23 protein-coding genes, 2 pseudogenes and 1 riboswitch are annotated in these 24,593 nt (G+C 60.9%); of the genes and pseudogenes, 6 read left to right on the top strand and 19 right to left on the bottom strand.

What is annotated here, in order from left to right:
- The first annotated feature begins 247 nt into the window (after positions 1-247).
- The 3 genes from ACFXS9_RS12490 to ACFXS9_RS12500 all read left to right on the top strand — a co-directional run bounded on the left by ACFXS9_RS12490 (position 248) and on the right by ACFXS9_RS12500 (position 2,715).
- Positions 248-637, top strand: coding sequence for a response regulator (locus ACFXS9_RS12490; RefSeq protein WP_392689212.1), 390 nt, complete (start codon positions 248-250; stop codon positions 635-637).
- Between the two features lie 139 nt (positions 638-776).
- Positions 777-1,001: a hypothetical protein gene (locus ACFXS9_RS12495; RefSeq protein ID WP_247520298.1), complete on the top strand. Its 225-nt coding sequence runs from the start codon at positions 777-779 to the stop codon at positions 999-1,001.
- Positions 1,002-1,968: 967 nt separating this feature from the next.
- Positions 1,969-2,715 carry a GGDEF domain-containing protein gene (locus ACFXS9_RS12500; protein WP_392689216.1) on the top strand — a complete coding sequence of 249 codons (747 nt, stop codon included), beginning with the start codon at positions 1,969-1,971 and terminating at the stop codon, positions 2,713-2,715.
- A gap of 501 nt (positions 2,716-3,216) precedes the next feature.
- On the opposite strand, the gene ACFXS9_RS12505 is transcribed toward ACFXS9_RS12500, so the two are convergent.
- The 6 genes and pseudogenes from ACFXS9_RS12505 to ACFXS9_RS12530 form a co-directional block, all read right to left on the bottom strand.
- Positions 3,217-4,107: a DUF1259 domain-containing protein gene (locus tag ACFXS9_RS12505; RefSeq protein ID WP_392689219.1), complete on the bottom strand. Its 891-nt coding sequence runs from the start codon at positions 4,105-4,107 to the stop codon at positions 3,217-3,219.
- 390 nt (positions 4,108-4,497) lie between these two features.
- On the bottom strand, positions 4,498-4,734 hold the full coding sequence (locus tag ACFXS9_RS12510; RefSeq protein ID WP_392689222.1) for a PepSY domain-containing protein: 237 nt from the start codon (positions 4,732-4,734) through the stop codon (positions 4,498-4,500).
- Positions 4,735-5,152: 418 nt separating this feature from the next.
- A pseudogene (locus ACFXS9_RS12515) lies at positions 5,153-8,274 on the bottom strand (efflux RND transporter permease subunit).
- 30 nt (positions 8,275-8,304) lie between these two features.
- Entirely contained in the window at positions 8,305-9,498 is a 1,194-nt protein-coding gene (locus ACFXS9_RS12520) for an efflux RND transporter periplasmic adaptor subunit (RefSeq protein ID WP_392689225.1), read from the bottom strand.
- Between the two features lie 437 nt (positions 9,499-9,935).
- On the bottom strand, positions 9,936-10,082 hold the full coding sequence (locus ACFXS9_RS12525; protein WP_392689227.1) for a hypothetical protein: 147 nt from the start codon (positions 10,080-10,082) through the stop codon (positions 9,936-9,938).
- Between the two features lie 449 nt (positions 10,083-10,531).
- The gene (locus ACFXS9_RS12530) at positions 10,532-10,723 is read right to left on the bottom strand and encodes a hypothetical protein (protein WP_392689230.1); all 192 of its coding nucleotides are present in this window, start codon (positions 10,721-10,723) and stop codon (positions 10,532-10,534) included.
- 442 nt (positions 10,724-11,165) lie between these two features.
- Positions 11,166-11,228: riboswitch (Fluoride riboswitch) on the top strand.
- Positions 11,229-11,255: 27 nt separating this feature from the next.
- On the opposite strand from ACFXS9_RS12530, the gene crcB reads away from it, so the two are divergent.
- Together crcB and ACFXS9_RS12540 are read left to right on the top strand one after the other, a co-directional pair.
- A complete protein-coding gene (crcB, locus tag ACFXS9_RS12535) occupies positions 11,256-11,639 on the top strand; it encodes a fluoride efflux transporter CrcB (RefSeq protein ID WP_392689233.1) in 384 nt (127 codons plus the stop codon).
- Positions 11,640-11,645: 6 nt separating this feature from the next.
- Positions 11,646-12,071, top strand: a complete 426-nt coding sequence (locus ACFXS9_RS12540) for an EamA family transporter (protein WP_392699754.1) — start codon at positions 11,646-11,648, stop codon at positions 12,069-12,071.
- A 51-nt stretch (positions 12,072-12,122) separates the two neighbouring features.
- Here the strand turns inward: ACFXS9_RS12540 and ACFXS9_RS12545 are convergent, their stop codons facing one another.
- Together ACFXS9_RS12545 and ACFXS9_RS12550 are read right to left on the bottom strand one after the other, a co-directional pair.
- A complete protein-coding gene (locus ACFXS9_RS12545; RefSeq protein ID WP_392689236.1) occupies positions 12,123-13,397 on the bottom strand; it encodes an SLC13 family permease in 1,275 nt (424 codons plus the stop codon).
- Between the two features lie 187 nt (positions 13,398-13,584).
- Positions 13,585-14,859 carry a DUF2252 domain-containing protein gene (locus ACFXS9_RS12550; RefSeq protein WP_392689239.1) on the bottom strand — a complete coding sequence of 425 codons (1,275 nt, stop codon included), beginning with the start codon at positions 14,857-14,859 and terminating at the stop codon, positions 13,585-13,587.
- Positions 14,860-16,382: 1,523 nt separating this feature from the next.
- Here ACFXS9_RS12550 and ACFXS9_RS12555 point away from each other — a divergent pair.
- Complete coding sequence (locus ACFXS9_RS12555) at positions 16,383-16,745, top strand: hypothetical protein (RefSeq protein ID WP_392689242.1); 363 nt, start codon at positions 16,383-16,385, stop codon at positions 16,743-16,745.
- A gap of 149 nt (positions 16,746-16,894) precedes the next feature.
- Here ACFXS9_RS12555 and ACFXS9_RS12560 read toward each other — a convergent pair whose 3' ends face one another.
- From ACFXS9_RS12560 to ACFXS9_RS12610, 11 genes and pseudogenes are all read right to left on the bottom strand, one after another.
- On the bottom strand, positions 16,895-17,134 hold the full coding sequence (locus ACFXS9_RS12560; RefSeq protein ID WP_392689245.1) for a hypothetical protein: 240 nt from the start codon (positions 17,132-17,134) through the stop codon (positions 16,895-16,897).
- A gap of 251 nt (positions 17,135-17,385) precedes the next feature.
- A pseudogene (locus tag ACFXS9_RS12565) lies at positions 17,386-17,540 on the bottom strand (SOS response-associated peptidase); the annotation flags it as partial.
- 152 nt (positions 17,541-17,692) lie between these two features.
- Positions 17,693-19,093, bottom strand: coding sequence for a restriction endonuclease (locus tag ACFXS9_RS12570; protein ID WP_392689248.1), 1,401 nt, complete (start codon positions 19,091-19,093; stop codon positions 17,693-17,695).
- 327 nt (positions 19,094-19,420) lie between these two features.
- A complete protein-coding gene (locus ACFXS9_RS12575; protein ID WP_392689252.1) occupies positions 19,421-20,083 on the bottom strand; it encodes an SOS response-associated peptidase in 663 nt (220 codons plus the stop codon).
- A gap of 15 nt (positions 20,084-20,098) precedes the next feature.
- Positions 20,099-20,308, bottom strand: coding sequence for a hypothetical protein (locus ACFXS9_RS12580; RefSeq protein WP_392689255.1), 210 nt, complete (start codon positions 20,306-20,308; stop codon positions 20,099-20,101).
- Positions 20,309-20,440: 132 nt separating this feature from the next.
- Positions 20,441-20,710, bottom strand: a complete 270-nt coding sequence (locus ACFXS9_RS12585) for a hypothetical protein (RefSeq protein ID WP_392689258.1) — start codon at positions 20,708-20,710, stop codon at positions 20,441-20,443.
- Between the two features lie 280 nt (positions 20,711-20,990).
- Positions 20,991-21,263 (bottom strand): hypothetical protein, encoded by a 273-nt coding sequence (locus ACFXS9_RS12590; protein ID WP_392689260.1) that lies wholly within the window; start codon positions 21,261-21,263, stop codon positions 20,991-20,993.
- Positions 21,260-21,706, bottom strand: a complete 447-nt coding sequence (locus ACFXS9_RS12595) for a hypothetical protein (RefSeq protein WP_392689262.1) — start codon at positions 21,704-21,706, stop codon at positions 21,260-21,262. The genes ACFXS9_RS12590 and ACFXS9_RS12595 overlap by 4 nt, the downstream gene beginning before the upstream one ends.
- Positions 21,703-22,182 (bottom strand): hypothetical protein, encoded by a 480-nt coding sequence (locus ACFXS9_RS12600; protein ID WP_392689264.1) that lies wholly within the window; start codon positions 22,180-22,182, stop codon positions 21,703-21,705. Before ACFXS9_RS12600 ends, ACFXS9_RS12595 begins: the two co-directional genes overlap by 4 nt.
- Positions 22,182-22,646, bottom strand: coding sequence for a DUF433 domain-containing protein (locus tag ACFXS9_RS12605; protein ID WP_392689266.1), 465 nt, complete (start codon positions 22,644-22,646; stop codon positions 22,182-22,184). The genes ACFXS9_RS12600 and ACFXS9_RS12605 overlap by 1 nt, the downstream gene beginning before the upstream one ends.
- Positions 22,647-22,801: 155 nt before the next feature.
- Positions 22,802-24,364, bottom strand: a complete 1,563-nt coding sequence (locus ACFXS9_RS12610; protein WP_392689268.1) for an AAA family ATPase — start codon at positions 24,362-24,364, stop codon at positions 22,802-22,804.
- Positions 24,365-24,593: the final 229 nt, after the last annotated feature.

The raw sequence follows: 24,593 nt of genomic DNA on the forward strand, positions 1-24,593 counted from the left end.
CGCCGAGCTCGTAGCGGCGGCCAGCGCGCGAGGTAGCGCGGGAGGCGGTGGCCTGCGCGAAGCGCTTCGCGCGGGGCTGATCCGGCGCGCACGGGTGCCGGCGGGCCTGCCGACGAGAGTGGCATCGTCGCGCCCGAGACACGCCGCAATCTCACGCGATGCGGAACTTTTCCTTGGGTTCACATTTGTACATAAGCCGCCTGCGTACCATTGCGTCGGCTCCAGATGCCCTGCCATGAGGGAAAACGTGTCGGATGTACCTCTCGTCCTCGTCGTGGAGGACGAATACCCGCTGCAAGGCCTCGTCGAGGAAGCGCTGCGGGAAGGCGGCTTCGAGACTGCCATCCTGTCCTCCGGGGAGGAGGCGCTCACATTGTTCAGGGGCAAGGTCGCGCCCTATCGCGCGCTCGTCACCGATGTCAATTTGAAGGGGGCGCTGGGCGGCTGGGATGTGGCGAGGCATGTTAGGGAGATGGAGGCGGGCTTCCCGGTGATCTACATGACTGGTGCAAGCGCCGACGAATGGACGTCACAAGGCGTCCCCAACAGCATCCTGCTGCAAAAGCCCTTTGCGCCCGCGCAACTGGTCACGGCGGTCTCGCAGCTTCTCAATACCGCAGGCCCGACGGCCAGGTAGCGCCAGGACGGAACATTATCGCGACGATGTCTTTGTCCCTTTGGAGCATCGCCCGCCGTTTGAGTACGGCGCCTGTAGCGGACAGCTAAAGGGACAGTCAAAGGCGGTGGTCCCGTTTCCGCGCGGCGAAGGAAACAGCTTGAAGAAGCCGGCGAAAACCCGCGAAGAACTGGAGTCTGCCATCAGGCTGGAGATGGAGGACATAAGCGACTGGCCGACGGACCTGGCCATCTCGGTCGTGCCGCACGAAGATTCATGGAAAGTCGAGATCATGAGGGACGGGCCGCAGCGAGACGCGGATCGTTGCGACATGATCGAAGCCATTGCCGATCGGCTGCGCAGCCAGTTCGATCTGAAAGCTTGATTATCCATCCCGGTCTTCATCGACAGCTTTGGGCAACGCTCGCCACGTTCGCCGCGAGCTCCCACGGAAGATCTCGGCAAGCTTGGGCGGTAAGGGCCCCCTTGTCCAGCCTAGGCGGGCAGTGAACTTTCGGTACCATCCTCAAGGTGCTGGTGAGCTACCCCGACGGATCCGCGAACCAGCCCGAGAACGTCCGTCCTGAAACGGTGCCGTCCAGCAGGTCGCCAATGGTCCAACCCCTCTGGCATTGCGGCAGTGTGAGAAGATGTCGTCGTGCTCCCAACGAAACAATGGTGCAGAGCTCACGAAACCATTTTGGAGTCCACGAAGACATTCGGAAACGAAGGCCTGATATCAAGAACCTCGATCAGACAGCGGGGGGCGATCATGTGGCTACTCGATTTCCTTTACCGCGAGTATTACCGGGCACGGGTGGCCGAATTCCGCAGGTACAACGTGGCATGACCGAGCCCGATCTAGACAAACTGTTGAACGTTGTTCCCATTGGGAAGCCAATGCGGCAGCGGCAAGCACAATTTGGGAGCAGCTCGATATGTACGCTCGCTCAACGGTACAACACCAGCTGAGTTGGATGGCGGATGCGGGGCGCATTTGCCGCACATCGCGCTGCATGCCAATGGGCGGTGAGGTGCGTCTGTACTATCGAATGCAGCACGAATGACTCGCAACAAAGTGGACGCCGAGGCGGCGATATCAGCAATTTGAGCTTCGTCCTTAGGCTGGCGTTAACGGTGTCTCCGGACCAAAGCGTGTCTTAACCTGCCGTGAAGTTGAAGGAGCTCATGCTGGTCGTTTTACGACGGCAGAGCCAATGGCTACCGATATCATTACGCACACGGATGCGCTGCGCCACACCGCGGCTCGCTCCGCCGTGAGCGTAGGCCTGACCATCGTCTTGACGTTGTCCTTGTGCCTCCTGCAATTCGGAGCCGATCCGGATGCGTTCGTGCGCACCGGCTTCGTGACCAAATCGTCGCTTGTGATCAGCATGATCATTTCGGGGCTGCTGACGGCAGGCCTGAGCTACCGGTCCGCGCTGATGATGCGCGAGCTGGCGCTGACGCGCGCCGAGCTGCAGCGAATTTCCGGCACCGATCAGTTGACCGGGCTGCTCAACCGACGGGGCTTCGACCAAGCCGCCGAATCGGCCCTGACCAAGGCGCGCGATGCGAACCTGCCAACCACCGTGCTGATGTGCGACATCGACCGCTTCAAGGCGATCAACGACCAATTCGGGCATGAGTTCGGAGACAAGGTGCTCATCGCGATCGCGGAGGTGTTGCGCTCCTTCGCCGTGCGAAGACGGATGCTGGTGGCAAGGCATGGCGGGGAGGAATTTGCCGTTCTGATGACCGGGATATCCAAGGAGCGCGCCGCGCAATATGCGGAAGAGCTTCGGCAGGCCTGCGCCGCCGAGGAAATCTCAAACGAAGAGACTTCGGCTTGCGTGACTATCAGCATCGGGCTGGCCGAATGCCACGGTGAAACGGACCTGGCCAAGGTCATGCGCATGGCCGATCAGGCTCTCTATGCGGCCAAACATCGAGGGCGCAATCGCGTCGTCCGGGCGGACGTGTTGGCGGATCTCGATCGCGGCGTAATCCCGGGGGTGTGCCGGACCGGTGGCGGCCTAGTGATCGCAAGTACGGCATCGGTTGTGCGGCTCCGGCCCTGTAGCAGCATCAGCCGTTGAATTCGTCGACGTTCCCGCGCGGTCGTGTGGCGGGAGCGCGCTGAGCACCTTTCCTCGCAGCCGGGCCATTCGAGAGAAGCGCTTGGCACCGCTACTATCACAGCATCCCTTGCCGGAACAGCAGATGAACCTGATCTATCCCTGTCACCGACATCCATCCAACCCGGTCAGGACTATCTGGAGTTCTGTCAGAGCTACCTCCCGTAGATCATTCGGGTCTGTGAAATCGGCGCTTCCGCATGAGCGGGCCGCGTCCCCCAAGCGCTTCTGCGAAGGTCGGCTAGAAGAAGTCACAGAAGACACGTAGAATGTCTGCAACGGCCACTTTCGGACTTCGGCGCGCGAGTAGCGAAGTCTGCTTTGCCGCGATGACCTGACATAGTCGGGCCGCTTCGGAACGTGCGGAAAGTGCCAAGCGCGGACAATAGCGACCGACAGTCAGAATAGCCCGCAACAGTGCATTGTGGATCGTGGGCCCATCGTTCGTATTCCCGCGATCGGTCAATGTTGCGCGACATCCGTCTTGTCGAGCGCAGCGCGGACGTTGCGCGCCAGTTTCAGAGCGTCGTCATTGGCCCAGAAATGGATGAAGAACATCCGCGGCTCTTCGCCGAGCATGTGACTGTGAATCGCCGTCACGTCGATATCGCCCGACCGCAGCGCCCGGATCAGCGGATTGACCTCGTTGCCAGTCACCAGGAAATCGCCTGTTATCGCCGCTTTACCGCCGCCTGTCGGCTGAAAGTTGATGGCGTTGGCGCCGCCAAGCGCGGTGGTGACCTGCATTCCGCCTTCTTTGGCCGGCTCGCGTCGCGGAATGCCGAACTGGTAGACGCCGCCGGTCGCGGTGCCCTTGGCCCGCATGATTTCGTCGAGCTTCGCGGTGTCGAGATCGATCGTCGGAGCTGCCCCCGCCGTCGCAGCGGGCGGATCGAACGGTGTCTTGCTTCCCACCGACAGAGCCGCGCGGATCGCAGCGGCCATCTTCTCCGGATCGCCGTGACCGGCGACGTGCATGTAGAACGTCGCGGGAGAGGCGCGAAGGATGTGATTATGGATGGCCGTGATCTCCAATCCGCTGTCGAGCAGCTTGGTCATGACCGGCGTAATCTCGGTCTCGAGCAGGACGAGATCGCCCATGACCATCGCCTGGCCGTGCATCGGCGCGAAAGCCACCCATCCGCCGAGCGCTAATGCCGGTTTGATTGCGATGCCGTCCAGCGTAACGTGGAGGTCGGATCGTGGCAGCCCATAGCGGTGAACTTCACCACTCACGGCGGCGGTTTTGCCTAAGGCTGCATCCACCTTCTTCCAGTCAATGTCAGCCGCGCGGGCCGGCAACGACAGCAACAGCGCGGCGCCCAGCGTGAATACTGTAAGGGGATGTTTCATAGTTTTCTCCTATATTACGCCCGAAACTTTTGGGCCGCGCAAAGCGGCTCCGGCGACACGATGCATCGCGGCTGAGCTCTGATAAGTCTTTTGATGAGACGGAGACGTACAGACATACGTGCGCCCTCGTAAAAACGGGACGCGATACTTGGGCATGTCGCCTCGTGGGGGGATCGCTGTGCCCCCATGCTCCGAATAGAACGCTTGCCACTTACGCTGTCAATGCGTTCTCAGACGATCAGCGCCGGGCTTGAATTAACAACAGCGTGAACACGAGCTTGGCATTCGTTCGACGGGCGTGACGCTCCGCCGGATAGCAAAGAGGAAGGGCGGATCGAGAACTGCCAACAAGCGGCAGACGTCTTGCCGGCGACGGCTTGCTGCCAGTTTCTAGCGCCGCTCCTGGATTTTGCCGCTGCTGTCGACGACGAGGGACACTTCCTTGCCGTCTTTCATCGCCTTGACGGCCGTACCTTCGGCGGTGGATTTGATGTCTCGAATTTGCGAGTAACCGGCGGCTTCAAGCTTGGCTATAAGCTCCTGCTCGGTCAGGGCGTGGGCAGGCGACAAGGCGCCAACCATTACAAGAGAACAAAGTACCGCTCGAAAGATTGCTCGGGCCGACATGTCTGTGCTCCTCTGCTGGTGCGAACCACAAAAACATGCTCCGAGACGCTTCAACGCCTATTCGAGACAGCGGTTCCGCCTTCAGACCCATGTCGTGCTGCGCGGCCCGGCGGTTTCGGGCACGCAGCACCCAAAGGTTTCGTACGGAATTGTGCATGTCCGTTCGGGGGTCATTGCCTGATCTCGGCCCGCGCAAACGCTATGTCCGCTTCTGTGCGCCAAACTATCCAGAAGTCCACATCGCTCGTGAGACATTTTCTTACGGCAGCAATTGAGGCTCATGCAGTGATTGGCTCGGCGATAGTCTGACAGGAAAATCCCTCCGTGCGGAGCAGGGCGACAGCCGCCTCTCTGTCTGTTCCAGCGGCGCTATCTCCAGGAATGCGCCGGGTCAAGAATCGGCAGAGGAAGAGCGGCGCTATCGTGCCCGGCGTGAGAAGTAGGAGATCAGCACCGGCAGCGTTACCAGGATGACCAGCGGCGCCAGCATCATGCCGGCGACGACCACGACCGCGAGCGGCTTTTGCACCTGCGAGCCGATCCCCCCGACATCGCCGCCGGCAATAATCCGACGCCGGCGACCACGCAGGTCATCAGCACCGGCCGCAGTTGCAATTCGCCGGTGCGGATCACCGCCCGCATCCGGTCAAGACCTTCGTCGATCAGCTGATTGTACTGCGTCAGGATGATGATGCCGTCCATCACGGCGATGCCGAACAGTGCGATGAACCCGATCGCCGCCGACACGCTGAAAGGAATGCCCGAGATCAACAACCCGAGCACGCCGCCGAAGATCGCCATCGGGATCACGCTCATCGCCAGCAGTGTGTCGACCATCGAGCCGAAATTGAACCACAATAGCACCGCAATCAGCGCCAGGCTAATCGGCACCACGATCGACAGCCGCTTGATGGCGTCCTGCAGATTGCCGAACTCGCCGACCCATTCGACCCGCGATCCCGGCGGAAGCTTGACCTCTGCTGCGACCTTGTCCTGCGCTTCCTGGATCGCGCTGCCGAGGTCGCGTTCGCGCACCGAGAACTTGATCGGCAGATACCGCTCCTGCTGCTCCCGGTAGATGTAGGCCGCGCCCGAAACCAGATTGATCGACGCCAGCTCGCTTAAAGGTATCTGCGTGACCGTGCCGTTCGGGCCCGGCGCCCCGATCCGCAAGTTCTGGATGGCCTCCGCGCTCTTGCGATATTCGGGCGCAAGCCGGACGATGATCGGGAAATGCCGGTCGCTGCCGGGTTCGTAGAGATCGCCGGCGCTGTCGCCGCCGATCGCGACACGGATGGTGGCGTTGATATCGCCCGGCGACAGGCCATAACGCGCCGCACGCGCGCGATCGATATCGATCTGGATGGTCGGCTGGCCGAGCGAGGTGAACACGGCCAGATCGGTGACGCCCTGTACGGTGCCAAGCACGGATTTGATCTTGTTGGCGGTGTCGGTGAGCGCCTGAAGATCATTACCGTACAGCTTGATCGAGTTCTCGCCCTTTACGCCGGAGACCGCTTCGGAGACGTTGTCCTGCAGATATTGCGAGAAATTGAACTCGACCCCGGGGAATTTATCCTGCAGCTGCGCCAGCAGTTGCGCGGTCAATACGTCCTTGTCCTTGGTATCGGGCCATTCGCCGACCGGTTTCAGCGGCGCAAAGAACTCGGCGTTGAACAGGCCGGCGGCGTCGGTGCCGTCGTCGGGACGGCCGTGTTGGGACACCACCGATTCCACTTCCGGACGGGCGCGGATGATCTTTCGCATCTCATTGACGTAGGTATTGCCCTCCTGCAGCGAGATGGTCGGCGGTAGCGTGGCGCGGATCCACAAATTGCCTTCCTCCAGCTTGGGCAGGAACTCGAGGCCGAGCAGCCGGGCAAAGAAGATGGTCATCATCACAAGTCCGATGGCGCCAGACATCACGGGCTTCCGGTTACCGACCGCCCAGTGCAGCACCGGCATATAGAGCCGGTGCAGGAAAGCCATCAGCCGGGTCTCGGTCTCATGCATATGCGACGGCAGAATGATCGCGCTGAGCGCGGGCGTGACCGTGAACGTTGCGAGCAGTCCCCCGGCCAGCGCATAGGCATAAGTCCGCGCCATCGGTCCGAAAATATTACCTTCGACGCCGCTCAGCGTGAACAGCGGCAGAAAAGCTGCAATGATGATGGCGGCGGCAAAAAAGATCGAGCGCGACACGTCCGCGGCGGCCGATAGGATGGCGTGGCTTTTCATGGCCATGGTGGTGTCGGCCGCGATAAGGCTCTGCTCGGCTTTCGACAGCGCAATGGTTTGCGACAGCCGGCGGAAGATCGCTTCCACCATGATCACGGTGGCGTCCACGATCAGCCCGAAATCGATCGCGCCGACCGACAGCAGATTGGCGGATTCGCCACGCAGCACCAGGATGATGACGGCGAAGAACAGCGCGAAGGGTATGGTGGCGCCGACGATCAGCGCGCTGCGAAGATCACCCAGGAACATCCATTGCAGCAGCACGATCAGGACAATGCCGAGCACCATGTTGTGCAGCACGGTCGCGGTGGTGATGTCGATCAGGTCCTTGCGATCGTAGATCCGCTCGATCTTCACGCCCGGCGGCAGGATGCTGGAATTGTTGATCGAGGTAACAAGCTGCTCGACCCGCGCGATCGTCGGCGAGCTTTGCTCGCCGCGCCGCATCAACACAATGCCCTGCACGATGTCGTCAGACTGATCGAGGCCGGCGATGCCGAGCCGCGGCTTCTCGCCGACCGCGACGGTCGCGATATCCTTGACCAGCACCGGGTTGCCGCTGCTTTGCGCGACCATGGTGCTGGCGAGATCGTCAATCGAGCGAATCAGGCCGACGCCACGCACCACGGCCGATTGCGCGCCGATATTGACGGTATTGCCGCCGACATTGATGTTGGAATTGCTGACGGCCTGCAGCACCTGCGGCAGAGTCAATCCGTAGGCGATCAGCTTGTTGAAATCGACTTGCAGCTCGTAGGTCTTGGTCTTGCCGCCCCAGCCGGTGACGTCGATCACGCCTGGCACGGCGCGGAAGCGGCGCTGCAGGACCCAGTCCTGCAAAGTCTTGAGGTCGAGCACGCTGTATTGCGGCGGCCCGGTCAGCCGGTAGCGGTAGATTTCGCCGATCGCGCTGAGCGGAGAGATGCCGGGCTGCGCGTTGCCGGGCAGCGGCGCCAGCTGCGACAGCCGGTTCAGGACCTGCTGCAGCGCCTCGTCATAGGTGTAGTCGAACGAGAATTGCAGTTTGACGTCGGACAATCCGTACAGCGAAATGGTGCGGATGGTGCGCAGGTTCTTGATGCCTGCGACCTGGGTCTCGATTGGAATGGTGATGTAGCGTTCGACCTCTTCCGACGACAGCCCCGGGCTTTGCGTCACGATGTCGACCATCGGCGGGGTTGGATCGGGATAGGCCTCGATGTTGAGCTGCTTGAATGCGATCAGGCCGCCGACCAGCACGGCTATGAACATGCCGACCATCAAATAGCGGCGGCTGACAGCTAGGGCGACTAGGCGATCCATTCAGATCGAAGCTTTCAAATGAGCGAGGGATCAGCTGCCGGACGCGGCGCGGTCGATGAATAGCGCACCTTTGGTGACGATCTGTTCGCCGGGCTCGAGATTGCCGACCACCTCGACGAGGTCGCCGTTGGTGAGGCCAGGCTTGATCTGTCGGAGTTCAATCGTCTTGTCGGGATGCGCGACCCAGATCCGGACCTGATCGCCCTCATAGATCAACGCCTGCTTCGGCACGCCGACCGAAGGATGGTCGCTGGCCGAATAGATCGTAACGTTGGCGAACATTTCCGGCTTCAACTGGCCGTTACTGTTGTCGATGGTGGCGCGCACCAGGAGCCGGCGCGTTGCCGGATCGATCGCGGTGGCGACGTAATTGATGCGCGCCGACATTTGGCGGCCCGGCAGCGCCAGTACGTTGAACGTCACGTCCTGCCCGACCGCGACGTTGGCGCAATCGCTCTCGCGGACGAAAGCGGTCATCCAGACGGTGGAGAGATCGCCGATCACATAGACGGGATCGCTGGCGCCGGCATTGACATACTGGCCGGGGCCGATCTTGCGCTGGACCACGGTGCCGCTGATCGGCGCGAAGATCGTGGTCTGGGGATTGATGCGGCCCTTCTCCTGGAAGGTCGCAATGTCGTCGTCGGTCAGGCCGAGGATGCGCAGCTTGTTGCGCGCCGCCTCGAGTGCCGTCTGCGAGGCGCGCACGTCGTTCTGCGCCTGGATCAGCGTCGCTTGGCTCTGCTGATAGTCTTTCAGCGGGACGGCCTTGCCTTCGTAGAGGTCCTTGGCGCGCTGGCCCTGCAACTCCGCCAGATCGAGTGCGGACTTCGCCTTGTTCATGGCGCTCATCGCGGCGATGAAATCGTTCTGCGCCTGAATATTGTCGGCGGCCTCGATCACGAACAGCGGCTGGCCCGTGACCACGTTGTCGCCCGGCCGGGCCAGGAGCCTGGTGACGCGGCCGGCATAGGGCGAGAACACCGGCGTCGAGCGATCCTCGTCGATCGCAATCTTGCCTTCGGTGATGTGCTCGGCGCGAAAGCCCCGTTCGTTGACGGGCTGAATCGACAGGCTGGCCCATTCGGCCGGGCTCGGCGTGTAGCGCTGCAGTCCGCCCTTGCGGGACTGGCTCGAGACTTCCGAATGCCCCCGTTTTGGGCCGCCGAGATGGGTCGCGCCGTAAACGGCCGCCCCAGTCAGCGCCACCAGGGCAATCGCCATGGCCCATCGCCGCGGGCTAACCGACTGCAATCGCTTATAAAATTTGCCAAACATACGGACCCGACCCACAGCGACAATTTGTCTCAGCCGGCCTAATAGTTCCCAATTGGCGCTCGCACAACCCAAAAAACGAAAAATCCTGAGAGGTGAGGTTAAAGCATGTCCCAGATGAAGAGGATCGACGATCGCGCCGTCCAACTCTAGCTCGTCAGCATGTTATTCCAGATGTCTCGATGCAGACGACACCATGTGCGAGCAGTGCAAACAACTCGACGCCAAGATCGAGCACTATCAGAGGGTCGCCAGGAACATCACCGACCAAGAAGACCGTCGACGGCCTGAATAAGCTCGTCGCCGACATGCAGCGGAAGCGCGCCGCTCTGCACCTCGAGCCATTCCACGATGGGCGTGGGTAGCGAGCGCTTCGCGCTACCGCTTCATCGGCAAGACATCCCGTCGCTTATCTCGCCCCAGAAGCCACATTGCGTCACTGACGGTAGAGCGACCGAATGCCCGGTGCTGTAGATCAGCATGGTGGCCGACCCGATGAGTATCAGCAGGGCCACCGCGATCACCGTGATCAAGATCCGTTCCATGATGACCAAATGAAACGGAAGTGGCTTCCGTTCCAGCATACTTGGGTATAGCCGGCGAGCGCTCCGCGCAGACAGAAGACTCTCGCCGGCGCCGTTGACGGTCTGTTCCGATCTGGAAGGAGATTGCCCTTTTCCGGAACGACTTTCCGGACACGGAACGTCCCGTGACCGCAGAGCAATCTGCGGCCATTCCGTTTGCGGGTAGCGAGCGCTTCGCGCTGATAGAAGCTCCAGTCCGCGCCGGCCGCCCAGCGCGAGCGACCGGCGACGGAAGGAGAACGGCCCAGCTGGGGGCATTGGGGGACATGGAGAGGCCAGGCCGCCTCAAGCATGCAGTCCAGCCACGCCTGGGGCAACGTCGTCTATCCACAAATGTTCGTGCAAATCACGATGGAACGTTGTGAACGAACCGGGTGCGGCCGCCAGCCCCTGAGCCCTCAGCGTTGGTGACCGAGCCCGATGCCGAGCTGGTGCGCCTTCGCCCTCAGCGCGGGGACCGACCTCTTCATCTGCCTGGAGATCTTGGCGATCGGTGTCTTGGCCTTCGAGTGCGCCTTCAGAGCCTTCACGTCCTCGCGGGTGTACTCGCGCCGCATCACCTTCTTGGCCTTCGCCATACTTCCTCGCATTGCTGTTCCAGTCCCCGCCTGTAGTACTGAGCGGCCTCGGTTCGAAGTGTCTGAAGCTTGGACCGAGGCCGCCTGGAGCCCGCCGAACGTGCTGCTACCGGCAGGTCGACGCTGTGAGATCGGCCGCGCCACCGGGCTGGTGGTGGCGGGCCGTCCCACCGGATGGGCCTCGGTCCAGGGTTCTGATCCGAGACGCACGCGGTAATACCGGCGCTCGGCAAGCGTTCCGCAAACGATCAGGCAAACGGCCATGCAAATACTCGCATTGACAACCACGGATTCACCGCGGGCGCTTCGCGCTACCTGAGCGCTGTCCCGGAGTGGGATGCTGGGACAGGTGTCGCGCTCACGGCTTTCGGATCATCTCGCTCTTCAAGGCGGGTGCGACCTGAAAAAAATAGCTAGTTGGGTTGTCGATGCAGACTGTTTCGCTTATCTCATCCACAGTGATGGGGATGGGGTTCCCCCGATAACCGCCATTTTGGCTGATGACTCCTACTGAGCGCGAGAGCGCAGGTAGGAGCATGTGCAAATGACCCCTCAAGTCATTCTTGCAGTAGGCGCCGGCGGCGCAATCGGATCAGTCGCGCGGTATTTGGTCGGCGTCGGATCGGGAAGGTTATTCGGAACGGACTTTCCTTGGGGCACGCTCGTAATCAACGTGACTGGCTCATTTCTGATCGGTGCATTTGTCGGAGTGTTCGCTGCCAAATGGGACTTGTCACAGACAATGCGAATATTCTTGACAGTCGGCATCTGTGGCGGCTTCACGACGTTTTCCACATTTTCTCTGGACACCTACTACCTGATTGAACGTGGACAGACGTTGGCATCATTTGCTTACATGGTGACTTCGGTGACGCTGTCCATTGGTGCCCTGATCGCGGCGCTGCGATTTGTTAGGGCACTTGTATAAAATCTCCTGCTCTCCTGGGTATTTTGGGCGCTGCTTTCCGCAGGATTCGCGGCACTAACAGCCATCTTCGCAAAGATCGGTATCGAGAACGTCAATTCGGACTTTGCGACGTTTATTCGTACCGTCGTCATCCTTTGGGTGGCCGCACTGATCGTCTACGCCTCAGGGAACTGGCAGCAGCCGTCCAGCGTGTCCGCGAAAACGTGGCTGTTTCTTATCCTATCGGGTGCCGCGACGGGCGCGTCTTGGATTTGCTACTTCCGCGCCTTGAAGCTCGGAGATGCCGGGCGCGTTGCTCCGGTGGACAAGCTCAGCGTCGTCTTCGTCTCAGTTTTCGCAGTGCTCTTCTTGGGTGAACGGCTTGCGCTGCCAAATTGGCTCGGCGTGGTTCTGATCGCGTGCGGTGCCGTGCTTGTTGCCTATCGAGCCTAGGGGAGAGGGCGTCGTATCGGCTAAAACTGTTCTTGAATGGACCGAACTGGTTCAGAGCCACAAGAGCCCAAAAGCAATCGTCAGAACCGTGAGTGGCGCGCCCACCTTAAAATACTCTCCAAAGTTCAATTCCACGCCTCGCGCCTTGGCACGCTGCGCGACAATGAGATTGGCAACAGAACCGACCAATGTAAAATTCCCAGCCAGCGTCGCCGCCATCGCGACTACAAGCCAAGCACGTTGCGGATCTTGTAAGTTCGGAACGAACGACTTGAGGAGAAGCACGGCCGGAACGTTGCTAACCAGGTTGGACAGCACCGCCGTGAGGCTGGCCAAGATTGTTGGGTTGTCGAGGTGCTGGCGGGCGATCGCAGCGCTGACATCGGCCGTGATGACCGCTTTCTCGAGACCGCCGATGACGACAAACAATCCGACAAACATCACAAGAAGCGGCCAGTCGATCTCGATATAAACCTTTTCAGGTCTCACGCGCCGCGTCAGCAGCAGAAAAGCACCACCCATTATAGCCACCTTGGCGACTGGCTGGCCGAAGAAGAACAGCACGACCATAACCGCCATAACGACAAGTGACTTCGCCAATAGCGGTCCATGATAGCGGGCTGAGACGTCGATTTTGTCAAACCGGTCAGGCGTAAAGAATTCACTTCGATAGGAGAATGCGATGAGGACAGAGGTGATCATGAGCCCGATGACTGCGACCGGCACAAGCGCTGCAGCGAAATCGCCGTAGGGAATACCTGAGAGGCTTCCAATGATAATGTTCTGGGGATTTCCCGTGATAGTTGCTACACTACCGATGTTGGATGCGGTCGCCACCGCCAAGAGGTAGGGAATAGGGTTTCGCTTTAGCCGTGTCACGAGTTCGAGCACGAGCGGGGTCATCACCAGGCAGATCGTGTCGTTGACCAGGAACGCTGAAAGAATCCCGGAGGAAAAAATTACCGTTCCAAGCAACGTTATCGGCCGTCTAACGTAGGCCGCGGTCCAGTAGGTGATGACGCGAAAAAATCCCGAAAGCCGGAGATTGGCGACGACGATCATCATGCCAAGCAGCAACACGATCGTATTGAAGTCGACCGCTCGATACGCTTCGTCGAGCGACAATACGCCGGTGGCGACCATCAAACTGCCGCCCAGCAGGGCCGCCCCAGCCCGGTCGATCCGGTACACCGGTATCTTGCCGACGGCCATGACGGCGTAGGTTGCAAGAAAGATCAACCACGCAGCAGCACTCGTTGCTTCAGGCATCCAGTTCATTCCGCCCATCAAGCCTTCGCGTAGCGCCAACGACAAGCTGTAAGCCATGTCTCAAATGGGTCAAACGTGAGGCTTTCGCGATGTCTGCGGGACCTCCGCGTTCCCCCGGGATAGCGACCGAAGAGAGACATGGCAGCAGTCCGAAAAGAGCCAGTTTGCGGACTTTCGTGCCGCACAGCTAGGCGATTGACGCCGCCTAGGTCTTGGAAACCGGAGCCTGGCTCTGTCTTTGCGACTAAGCCACTTGCGCTTTCTTCGTAGCCGTGGGTTTGGTCCCCTTCGCTTTCACCAGAGCGGCGTGGTCGGCGCTTGTCTGATCGGCGTAGGCCGTCGCGAAGGACGCGATCGCGTCATCGAGCGCGTCGCTCCTGCCACTGTAGCCAGCGATCGCGGCCGGGTCGCCGGAGCGCGCATGGGCACGCGCGAGCGTTCGACCGCATAGCTGGGCGTAGTCGGAGAGTGCCTCGCCTTCGCTGATTTCGCTGACGGCGCCAAGCCTGCGGTTTTTCAGCGTCCGAACATAGAACTGACGGCCGGTCGCATTGTCTTGCGTAGCACCGAGGAAGATGTCGCTGGCGGCCTGCATCATCTGCTGGCCCTCCACAACCCGGCGGCCTTGATTTCCTTTGTAGGTAAGCTTGCCGTCGAGCCGTTCCAAAACCGATCGCTGCGCTTGTTTGACCTGCAAGAACAAGGGCTCGTTGTCGTCGGTCATGAACAATGCCACGCAGCAGAATGTGCCGACCGATCCGACGCCCACCGCCTTGAAGGCGAGATCCTTCATTGCGAAACGGTCGAGCAACCGCTGCCGATCAGGGTTGAGGCCTTTACGATAGGCAGCGAACACGCGCTCGACATCGAGCCGGTGTCGCGGATCGGCCTTGGGATCGAGATGGAAAATGGTAGGGGGCTTGTCGACGATCTTCGGATTATCGCCGCTGACCAGATGCGGGAAATTATCGTCCTTCGCCAAGCCCTCGCCCCGCGCCTTAGCGATCACGGCAGCGAGCTGGCGCCGCAGATCACTATTGCCGATCTGCTTGATCTCCTGTTCGAGGTCGATCCGGCTGTGCCAGATCTCCAGCGGCGACAGCTTGGCAAGTGCGGAAATATGCGTCCGATAGGCCTTGACCGTCGCAGCCGCGACCGCGCGAGCCTGTTTCTTGTTTGTGCCTGCGGCCGATGCCGCTACCGCTACGCTCGCTGCGAGACGCTTCAGATCGACGGTGAAATCGACGCCAGGCAGCGTCTCATCAAAATCGTTCACGTCGAACAGGATGTTGTCCTCGGGAGTAACGAAGGCGCCGAAGTTCATCAGGTGGCTGTCGCCGCCTGCCTGCACCGGTATTCCGGCCACTGGCTGGGCGGCCAAGTCTGTCGCCATCACCGCCGCGGCGCCGCGCAGGAAAGCGAACGGATTAAGCATCATGCGCGCATAACGCTCCGGCACAAGCTCCGGAATTCGATCCGGATCGCTCTCGGCGAGAATTGCAACGGCATTGCGCGACATCGATCCGTTAAGGTCGGCATGTGCTTCTCGCGGCGTCTTGCGTCGGAGCGCTTTGCCAACTTGGAACCGTTCGCTACGCGAACCAAAAGTGACCGTCATCTGGAAGTGCTCCAATGAAGGAAAACGGCGCATGAAGCCACCTAGCTGTCCGCAAGCCGGCAAGGGCGGCTGTGCGGGACGCCGGTCCGGCCGTGGACACCCAGGAAGCGGATGGCAGCGCGCCTTTGTTCTTAATCTCGTGCGCAGCCACAGTCGTCGCACCCGCCCTCGACCGACGGCGAGCTGCCCCGGTCCACAGCCGAGATCCAGTACCGGCTTCTTCAGCAAGACCGCAACGCTCCGCAAACAAAAGCGATGGCGCCTCGGGATAGGGCATGCGGTGATTATAGAAGGGAACCGTTGAACGGAAGCGGTGGGGCTCGAAAGGGAGTGTCATGTTGTTCATGTTAGAGCTCCTAAACGAGGAGGCTACGTTGTTTCGGACTCATCCCAAGCGAGCCTCTGGAAGGGCGTGGACGGCCTCGACATTCAGCGCACGCTGCGAGCTTATGAAAGCATCGACGCAATGGTCTGTATGTGGTCAGCTCCCGCCGCTACAAGATCTGCGTAACTGGTGCGACCCTGCGCCGCTGCTGCGAGTATGCATTCGGCGAGATACGCTTTCGTAGACACGTTGCAGAACTCCGCGGGGACTTTCAGCATTACCTCCTCAAGCGCTATCCGCATGAGTGCAACAACTTCAGTATCGAATTGCGGCATATGCAGCCCCCTCTCACTCCTGCAGCTTACGCTCTCCGGTCCGAAAGGCAGTGTCGTGAGCACTTTCTCTCGCCATTGATAAAGTCGGCGTCGATCTGCTGGTCCAAATTTCATCCACTCGCTGGTAACATCAACTCAATTGAGCGGGAGGTATGTGACAATTAGGTAAGGACCAAGAGCGCGCCGTGCGGTCCGTCGAAGCACAGATCCGGGGCATCATCGTGTTGCGAGCCAGGGCGGGCAAACAGGCTGACTTCGCCTGCCACGTCATGCAAGTCATGAAGGTAGCTCGAGGCCGACACAAGAGTACGTCAATTATCCGCATCCGCCCAAACGGTCATCCGTTGCCACTATACTAGCCGAGCTTCGTCGACAGCTTACCTTGATGATCGCTAGGTCGGCAGCCCCGCAGTGGCATCCTAGGGCACGGACGGCTAACAGCAGTGGCCGCTTGTCATCGATCCTTTCGTTCGCGGTCCTCTGCAGGCATCGAGACCAGCCGATGTTGGAAACATGTCGCGACAACGATGAGCGGCGACATCGCTGGCGTTCAAGTCAACGTCAGCGTGCTAAATCGCCGCCGCGAGGAGTTCATGACGAGCCCGTAATGAAACATCGTCTTCTTGCATAAGGCCGTGCATCGCGCGCACATCACATTCGGATCGCACGAAATTCATTCGAACCGCTTTGCGGATCGGCGATGAATACCCTTGCAGCACTCAGCAATGACGCTGGATCTGTTCAAAAGATGTGGGGAAGTAAACATGCTCAAGAAGTTAATCGGAGCAGCCGCAATGGCTGCCGTTGCCTACGCCGTGGTTCCAGCCTCCGCCGCGAAAATGGCAGGCTGCAGCGGTGAAAACTTGGAGAAGACCGAATCTGCAACCGAAGCCATGGCCGATGGCCCGGGCAAGATCGCGGCCGAAAAGGAAGTCGAGCAGGCCCAGGAGGCCCTGCTCGGTGGCAAGATGGGTGCATGTGCGATGCATCTGTCCACGGCGATGCGCTCGGGCAGGATAAACCATGCTTCGTACGGAGCCACGATGATCCAAGCCCCGGCCGAAACCAGAGCCCAAGCCCCGTACCAATACCATTGGCAATGGAAACCGATCCAACCGGCACTGTAAGTCTGGCAAAAGGGCTGATCGCGAGGCGATCGGCCCGTCGCCTTTCGTTGCACTTGCAAGGCACTCGGGACCGCAAACGCAGCCCATTGACTCGTATCGGACGCCTTGGCGGAAATATTCCGCCGAGGTGCAGCGACATGCGTGCGCTCTCACTGATGTCGTTGTGCCTTCTCACCGTGGCCAATTCCGATTCCAGACAGTGAAGGTTGGTTGTCGCTCAAGCCGTCAAAGAGACGAGCCATTATCGACGCTCGCGACTGCGGATCGGCGCGTTCCTGCATCCAGCCGTGCTCCTCGCATTCCCTTAAACCGCCGGCCTCCTGCAGCACGGAGATCGCCCAGCCGCGTAGCGTCCGGATCGCGGGCCGCCGTTCCTTGGTCATCAGCATCGAGATGGCTCCTGCACAGAGGCGAGATCCTTCAGACCCGCCCTGCGTTCGGCTGCTAACACATGCCAAGGATTCGGAATTACGGGGACGGCGGATTTTCCACCTGTTCCGCCGGCCTGTGCAAACGGCGGTCGGCTCGAATGCTGGCGACGTCGGTAAAGAAGGCCGGCTTTGGGGGCGGTGACCACCGGCCCCAAGGTTGCGATTTTGGATAGTTTGCCCTCTGGCGGGGCACTCTGTCGACGAGAGCGCTAGGCGGCGGTCCGATCTTCCTTGTCGGCGCCCCGCATGACGATCCTGAGCGCATCGTCCGGCAGCGGCGCTGCAGCGCCTTGGCCTTGTCCCACGGGGCTCGCATCCAGACGCCGCGCTCCTCTTCCGTGGTCAGGATGACCGGCATCGCCTTGCGGCGGTCACCATCATCATCAAACGGGGCGTGGAGCGCGAGCTCTATCGCAGCCGGATCGAGCGGGAACAGCGCCTGCTGGACGAGCTCCGGGCGGGCTTCCCGGATCGGTTCGCCGCGCAAGTGCGCTTGCACTCGGACACGAGGCGGACTCAGGTACTGAGATTGACCTTCTCGAGTTCGTCAGCCGCTTTCGTTAGCTGCGGTAGCTCAAACTTTACGTGCACATCGAACTCACGTGAACCGTCTTCGACGCCACGGAGCGCCTCGCTCCATTTGTTCGCGAATGCTTCAAAGACAGCAACAGCCGTGGCTCCAATCCCTCTGAAACTTTCATGGACCGTACGGAAGGCGTCAGGCGGTTCTATTCGGGCTAGTTCTATCTCGAAATCCAATGACTCCAAACAGTAGCCTTCGAGCGTTTCGACAGCCCGAAGAAGTCGGACGGGATCAGCGGGAGTGCCCGGCGGCCCCAAGGCAGCGGGAATATCATCAGTAACGCAAACCTCCGCTCGTTGGCTTTGGACGCCCAGTCTCGCCAGTCTCTTGCCGGAAAAGTCGAGATAGCGTGCCAGATCGTACTGCCTCCGGCTCTTGCGATTGCGAACTCTCTCGATATCTTGTGCTTCGTCATTCAACGATGAGAGCCTGGAACGCAAAAGCTCCTCAACCAGCAGAAACGCCCAGAGCCTCGGCCGGGACGAGACAAGTTCCATCACCCTTTCTCCCTCTCGAGCGAAGATCACCGTCGTGTCCTCGACCGGACGCTCTTCGTCATCGGACTCGACAGGATCTTCCAGCTCGTCGGGTTCGTCACGCTCCTCCAATACTTCATCGAAATCCAGTAGGTCGTCTCGGTGCAGGAGAAGTACGCCCGTCTGACCTGCAAGGGCGCGAGCCGCCTTCGTGTAAGCGGCATTCGTGACTACGCACGCAAGATCCGCGCCCTCGAATTGCATGGCTGCGTAGGCTTCCTGAACCGCCTTGTTGCCGACCGCCTTTGAGTACAGTTTGCACTGCAAGACTACGCGGAATCCCTCGCGTTCGGCGATCACGTCTGCGCCCTGATCCCCGGAGCCCTTCGTGGTTCTCGCATCCCACTCTTGCGCACTGAGCTGTTCGGCGCACCATCGCTCGAAGTCGATCGGATCGACAATATCGTCCGCGTCATCAGCGGTCGCGCTCTCGTTTCGAATCGCGTCCTCGATCAGATCAAAACAAAACGCCTCGAACTCCTTGTCGGATTCGTACTTCAACAATGCAGCGGGGTCGGTTGCTCCAGGTAGAGAGAAGACGAGGACGTTTCGATAGAAATGCTCCTTCTCCTTCATCCACTTGTCGATATTGACTTCCTGGTAGGCTCCAAAGAAGACTGTCTGGTCGCGGCGGCGCCTGAGTGTTTTCGCATGCTGTTGGATGATGGCCTTGGCAGCCTTGCCGACCTCTTCTTTCCGGTGAACGTAATTTGCGAGAAAGCCAACGCCGAAAGCGACGATCACCGCGCCAATCAACAGCGCACCCACCGGGTGTTCGCTGGCCCAGTTATAGGCCATTACGCAACCCACCAACCCCAGCAGCACAAGGCAGCCGAGAGCGTTATCTCGTCCGGACGACATGTGATTCCTTCGATCCCCTGCGAAGCGGAGACCGATTAGATTTTGAAAGTTTTGGTGTCAATCCGGGGCGTTACGAACGTGCACGGGTTCCGGCATTCGAGGAACCTCTTCGCGTCGATTCCGCCGCGCATAAAGCGCTGCATGTCGATACTCATCGATCGTTGAGTTGTGAGTCGGCACGAAAGGCCATGCCAACCATCGTCAAAGCTGTCCTTGCAAGATTCTCGCTTTTCCACCTGTTCCGCCGCGCCTGTGCCCATTCGGTCAGGTAGGTGCCTTGTCCTCCTTGTCGGATCCTCGCATGACGATCCTGAGCGCGTCGTCGGGCAGCGGACGCTGCAGCGCCTTCGCTTCATTCCAGGACGCGCGCATCCAGACGTCGCGTTCCTCTTCGGTCGTCAGGATCACAGGCATCGCCTTCGGATGGATCGGCTCGACGATGACGTTCGGCGACGTCGTCAGGAAACCATAGACCAGATGGGGCCCGGGAATTGGCTTCGACTTCGTGCCATGGTCGCCCTTGAACTCGGTCCAGATGCCGGCGAACGCGAACAGCGGCCGGTCTTCGTTCAGCGCGAACCAGACCACGTCCTTTTTCTTGGTCTGCGGATTCGGCTCAGGAGCGTACTCGGCGAAACTGTTGGCCGGCACAAGGCAGCGGTTCTCCGGTTTCAGCCAGCCGCGCCAGTGCGGTGACGACGTGTTGCGGATGTTGGTGACCGGCGGGCCACCGGTCCTGGGCGGCGGAGGCATACCCCAGCGCATCAGCACCATCTCCTCGGCGTTGCCGGCGTTGCGCACGACCGGTGCCGGATAGTCCGGAAACACGCCGGGCATCGGCGGCAGGTTGCCGACGTAACGGTTCATGCGGCGGAAGAGCGCGGCGATGGCGGCCTGGTTAGTCGTGATCGAATACAGATTGCACATCGAATCGCCCTGCGTTCAATCCTGCTCGGTCGCGTCCGGCGGGTTGTTGCGTTCGGCGTGGGTCAATGGCTTCCGCCCCGCCTCCGCCATATCCATGAACATGTCGATGTACTCCGCATGGCGCCGCACCAGACTCTCCACCAGCGTCGGCACGTCGATCCGATCCATGCCCGCCAGACGCTCGGCTATGGCGAAGATCTCGTCGCTCATTTCGATCCTGGTCATCGAAAATCCTTTCCGTCCCGACGCGGCGAGCTCAGCGCTCGTGCTCCGAATTTCAATGCGGGCTCCTTGCGAAGCCTAACGATGCTGCCTGCCGGCGCTGTCGGCGCAGGGCCCGCAGTGTCGAGCTCGGCGTCAGTCAGGGCCGGGATCGATCGTTAACAGGAATTCCCATCCTCGCTCCGTCATCTGCAGGACGCTGCGGGTCTGAAATTCCCAGTACCAGTCGCCAGTCTGAGCGCCGGCATCCGCCAATTCACGGCTTCCGGAGAGGATCAGGCTGCGCTTTTCGGACGCGGCGGCCGCCGCCCCCGGAAGTGCTGCGACCGCGACGGTGGCCGCCGCGCGCACCACGACATCTCTGCGGGTGAGGGGCGCGGCTACTCCTCGACGTGTACGGTGCATGAAATTGGCCTTTCGATTTCTCTGATCTCAGTGTTCGTCTTATTGCTTGCGCGAAGAACCTCGATCGCTCGGTCGAAGACGCCTTCCAATTCGTCAGGGTCGATCGGCCGGCGGTACGTGTCACGAAAAATCTTGTCGACAACATCGCTAGGCCAGAATGGTCGCCTCTCGGGAGGTATCTGCACGGGCAGCCCTGCCGCACCAGGGATGCGCGACCAGACCGTCGCCAAGGTTCCGAGTATGATGCCCCGCCTGGAAAATCCCATGATAAATCTCGCTCTCACTGCCGATTCGGCCACTGCCAGAGCTTGTAGGTTGCCCGCGGATGCCAACTCGCGCGATCTCCGTGCAGCACGCGCCGGCGTTCGACCGCGCGATGTAGGCAGGGCTCGCAGATATTGATCTCAAGCCATCCCGGCTCGGCGTCGAACACCGCGCTCGGCCAATGTCCGGAGCACTGAAAGGCCAAACCGCCGACCGGCTGGTTGTCTCCGCCGGACCAGTTCTCGAGCGCCCTCCCGCACATGATGCAGCCGACCCGACACTCCCTCATGGCCCGCCGCCTCGGCAGCCGGATGTGGCCGCTCTCGTCGCAACCGAGCATCCGGCAGCGCTCCTGATACTCCTCGTCCGTCTCGTCCTGATCGCGTTCCAGATGGTAGAGATCGTCGTCCGCCACCACCCTGCCGGGGGCCCACCTCTGGTCCCATCATCCCGATCCGGCGAGATGTCGGGGGAGGTGGCGGACAACGCCGCATCGGCATCCGGCGCTGCCTGGCGAGACTCCTCCGCCTCCAGCGCGTCGAGCAGGTCGTCGCGCTCGGCGACCACGCGGGCTGCATGCGCGACCCGGTGCCAGAGACCGTCGTAGGGGCATTCTTCCATGACGTGGCGGTGAATGACGGCGACAGCGCCGGCGCGATCGATGAGATTGCTGCGATCGAATTCGATCTCGTCGAGCAGCTCGCCGTTCTGGGTGATGCTGACCTTGATCATGGCTCCTCCGATGGTGTCCACCAGATGCCGTCGTCGCACACCGCCCACTCGCGATGGGCGTCGATCCACAGGATCTGGCCGGTCGGGTCGACACGACCGTGTTCGCCAATCCCGAGCAACACGGTGGGTGGACTGTAGAAATCGTCATCCTCGGGATAGCGCATCGCATCGATGGCGAAGTGCGCTCTGTGCAGGGTCCGCTGTGGGATCTCCGCATCGATCTCCTTCGGGGCAGGGCGCCACCCGGTCGTCACGCGCTCGACCAGACGATTGATCCGGATCAGGCGCGCCTCTGCCTGCACGAGGCCCGTCAAGATGCGGTGCAGCAACCGCCATGTCGTATCGCCCTCAACGTCCATCGGCACGCGGAAGCGAATCGCGCTCTCGCGATCACGGTCGAACACTGTGACGTCGCCATCGTGCCGCACATGCAGCATCGTCGCGCGGTCGCCCTCGATCAGTGCAAACGATCTCATCACCATCGGTCCACCCATGGTGCTTCGCGCTCCAGCAAGCGGCAGGCCTGCTGCAGAGCGATCTTGACAGCTTCCCGCGACAGCGATGGATAGTCGATGCGCACGATCTCGTCCGCCGATTGGTCGGCCAGCATGGAAAACACCGGGCCGGGCGGCACGCGCGTGCCCCGGAAGACCGGATCACCGCTCATCACACTAGGGTGCCGCACGATGACGGGCTCATCCGCCGAGAGGCGGCCCGCGATGGTGTCGATGATGGCGATCCGCGCCAGAAACTCGATGTTCGTTTCATTCGATTTCCTCTGGCCGCTCCTTATTCTGCTCATCATTCCCGGGGTGACGAGATGAACCCCGCATCCGAGAATTTCGGCAATCGCCGCCTTGGCGCCGAACAGGGCGGCGGGGCTTCCATGGAGGACGAGCAGCAGCTCGCCGTCCAGCACACTTGTGTCCAGCAGTCTCATGGCTACACCTCAAATCCGTTATTGGCCGCGTACCCGGCGGCTTGGAAAGGCCGCGCGTCACTGCGGTGGTCGGTGCTGCCGCAGATTTCGATGCCGCAGCCGCGGTGCTGCGACAGCCCGGTGTCGATGGGGACGTTGACTGGCCAGCCATGGTGTCAATTCCTTGCTGCACGCGCGTCGCGCTCGCGCAGGATCGCTTCCACGATACGGCGGAGCCGACGCACCGAACCGCCGTGCCAATATTGAGCGATCGCGGCGCGCTCGATGCCGTCCAGCGGGGGGATCCAGCTCTGGTCGAGACCACGCTCTCGCGCGAGGTCGGCAATCACGGCCGGCAGCAGAGCGTCGAGATCATCCGCGGTCGGCTTCGGAAACATCACAACGCGGAAGCGGTCCCGGATCGGGTTCGGCAGCGGATCCAGGCTGTTGGCGGTGGCGACGTACGAGACCTGCGACAAATCGAGGGTCGTCTGCAGCGCTGGATCAGGGTAGCGGGCATTGGTCTCGGGCTCGAGAAAGCCGAGCAAGCAATCCCATAAGCGTCCATAGTCTGACCGTGTGCCGGCCTTCTCGATCTCGTCGATCATGACCAGGGGATTTGCGATCCTGCCTTGCGCAATCGCAAGAAACGCATGACAAGGTTCGGCCGAGTACCAGCGCCGATCTGTCCCCCCGAATACCGCGCCATCAGCGCGTGAAGCGTCCTCTCGCCAGACGCTGACGCCCAAGATCTCGCCAAGGCGGCGAGCAAACCGGCTCTTGCCGCCGCCGGGATCACCGACCAGCAACAGTGGTCGCAAGCGGATCGTCACACGGCCAACGAGATCGGCAAGCGCGAAATCGATCGCGGCAACAGCATAGGGAAATTCGAACAGAAGAGCGTTGCGGACTTCGTGTAAGGGAGGCAACTCGACCAGCGGCAAGGGTGTGTTGATGGCGCTCTTTAGCGGACCCAAAATATCCTTGAGCTTCGGGTTCTTCATCTCGTCACTGGAGAGGCGCGCGACCACGAGATGATGGTCCGGAATGCTTTCCGCTTCACCGGAGGCCTGCTGCTGCACCGCGGCCGTCTTTTCCTCGGCCTCTTGCTTCCTGCGCTCTTCCTCCTCGATGGCCTTCCGCCGGGCGACTGCTTTGACCGCGAAGATGCGATGTTCCGCCATGTTCGCGCCTAGGATGGCTGCGTTCATCGCAGCAGAGAAATCCTTCGGTAGAACGTCGGTGCAGGCCGGCAGCGCCGCCCAGCCGAAGGTGAACCGTTCGAGATCGCAGCAGAGCTGCTCTCCGGCGTAGCGGGAGGTCACGTGAAAGGCCTTTACCAGCGCCTTGCCCACCCTGCGGTATTCCTCGAAGTGAGTGGCATCGCGCGGTGTCGGCAGGCACAACAGCCGCACGCAGTCGGCAAAACTCCTGAGGTCTGGCTCGTTGCCCGTGACAGCGCGTCGGTCGAGCTCTGCTGCCAGCTTGAGGCCAGTGGCGGTGTTGAGCGCCGCCGCCCAGGCTGCGTTGTGGGAAAGTTGCGGACAGAGCTCGTCGATCTCAGCGATCAGCCGCTGCTCGATATGGGAGGCTTTCTCGATGAGCAGCATGGCGTAGCGCAGGAGCCGCGGCAGACCTTTGAGGCGTTCGTCCCAGTCAGCCGAATCGACTGCCGCTCCGGTCGAGATGGCATCTGCGGCGGCCAGGTAGGGGTCTTCGGCATCGTCGGTCGCGGTCATGCCTCATCCTCCAGGCTGTCATCATGTGCGATGTTGCGTGCACAGCCTTCGTCTTCGAAAGGAACCGCCTTGACCTTCGAAAGACGGACTACATCTGTGCGCAGCTTGGCTGCGGACTCGGCGAACGTCACAGCTCTACAGTGGTTCGCACGGCACGTGCTGTGTGCCTACGATCGGTGCACACGGCGAAGTCGATGGAATCTGCCGCTCATGCGCGGTACCTCGCAAT

It is taken from the genome of Bradyrhizobium sp. RDI18 (genome assembly GCF_043203335.1).
Lineage (GTDB): Bacteria > Pseudomonadota > Alphaproteobacteria > Rhizobiales > Xanthobacteraceae > Bradyrhizobium > Bradyrhizobium retamae.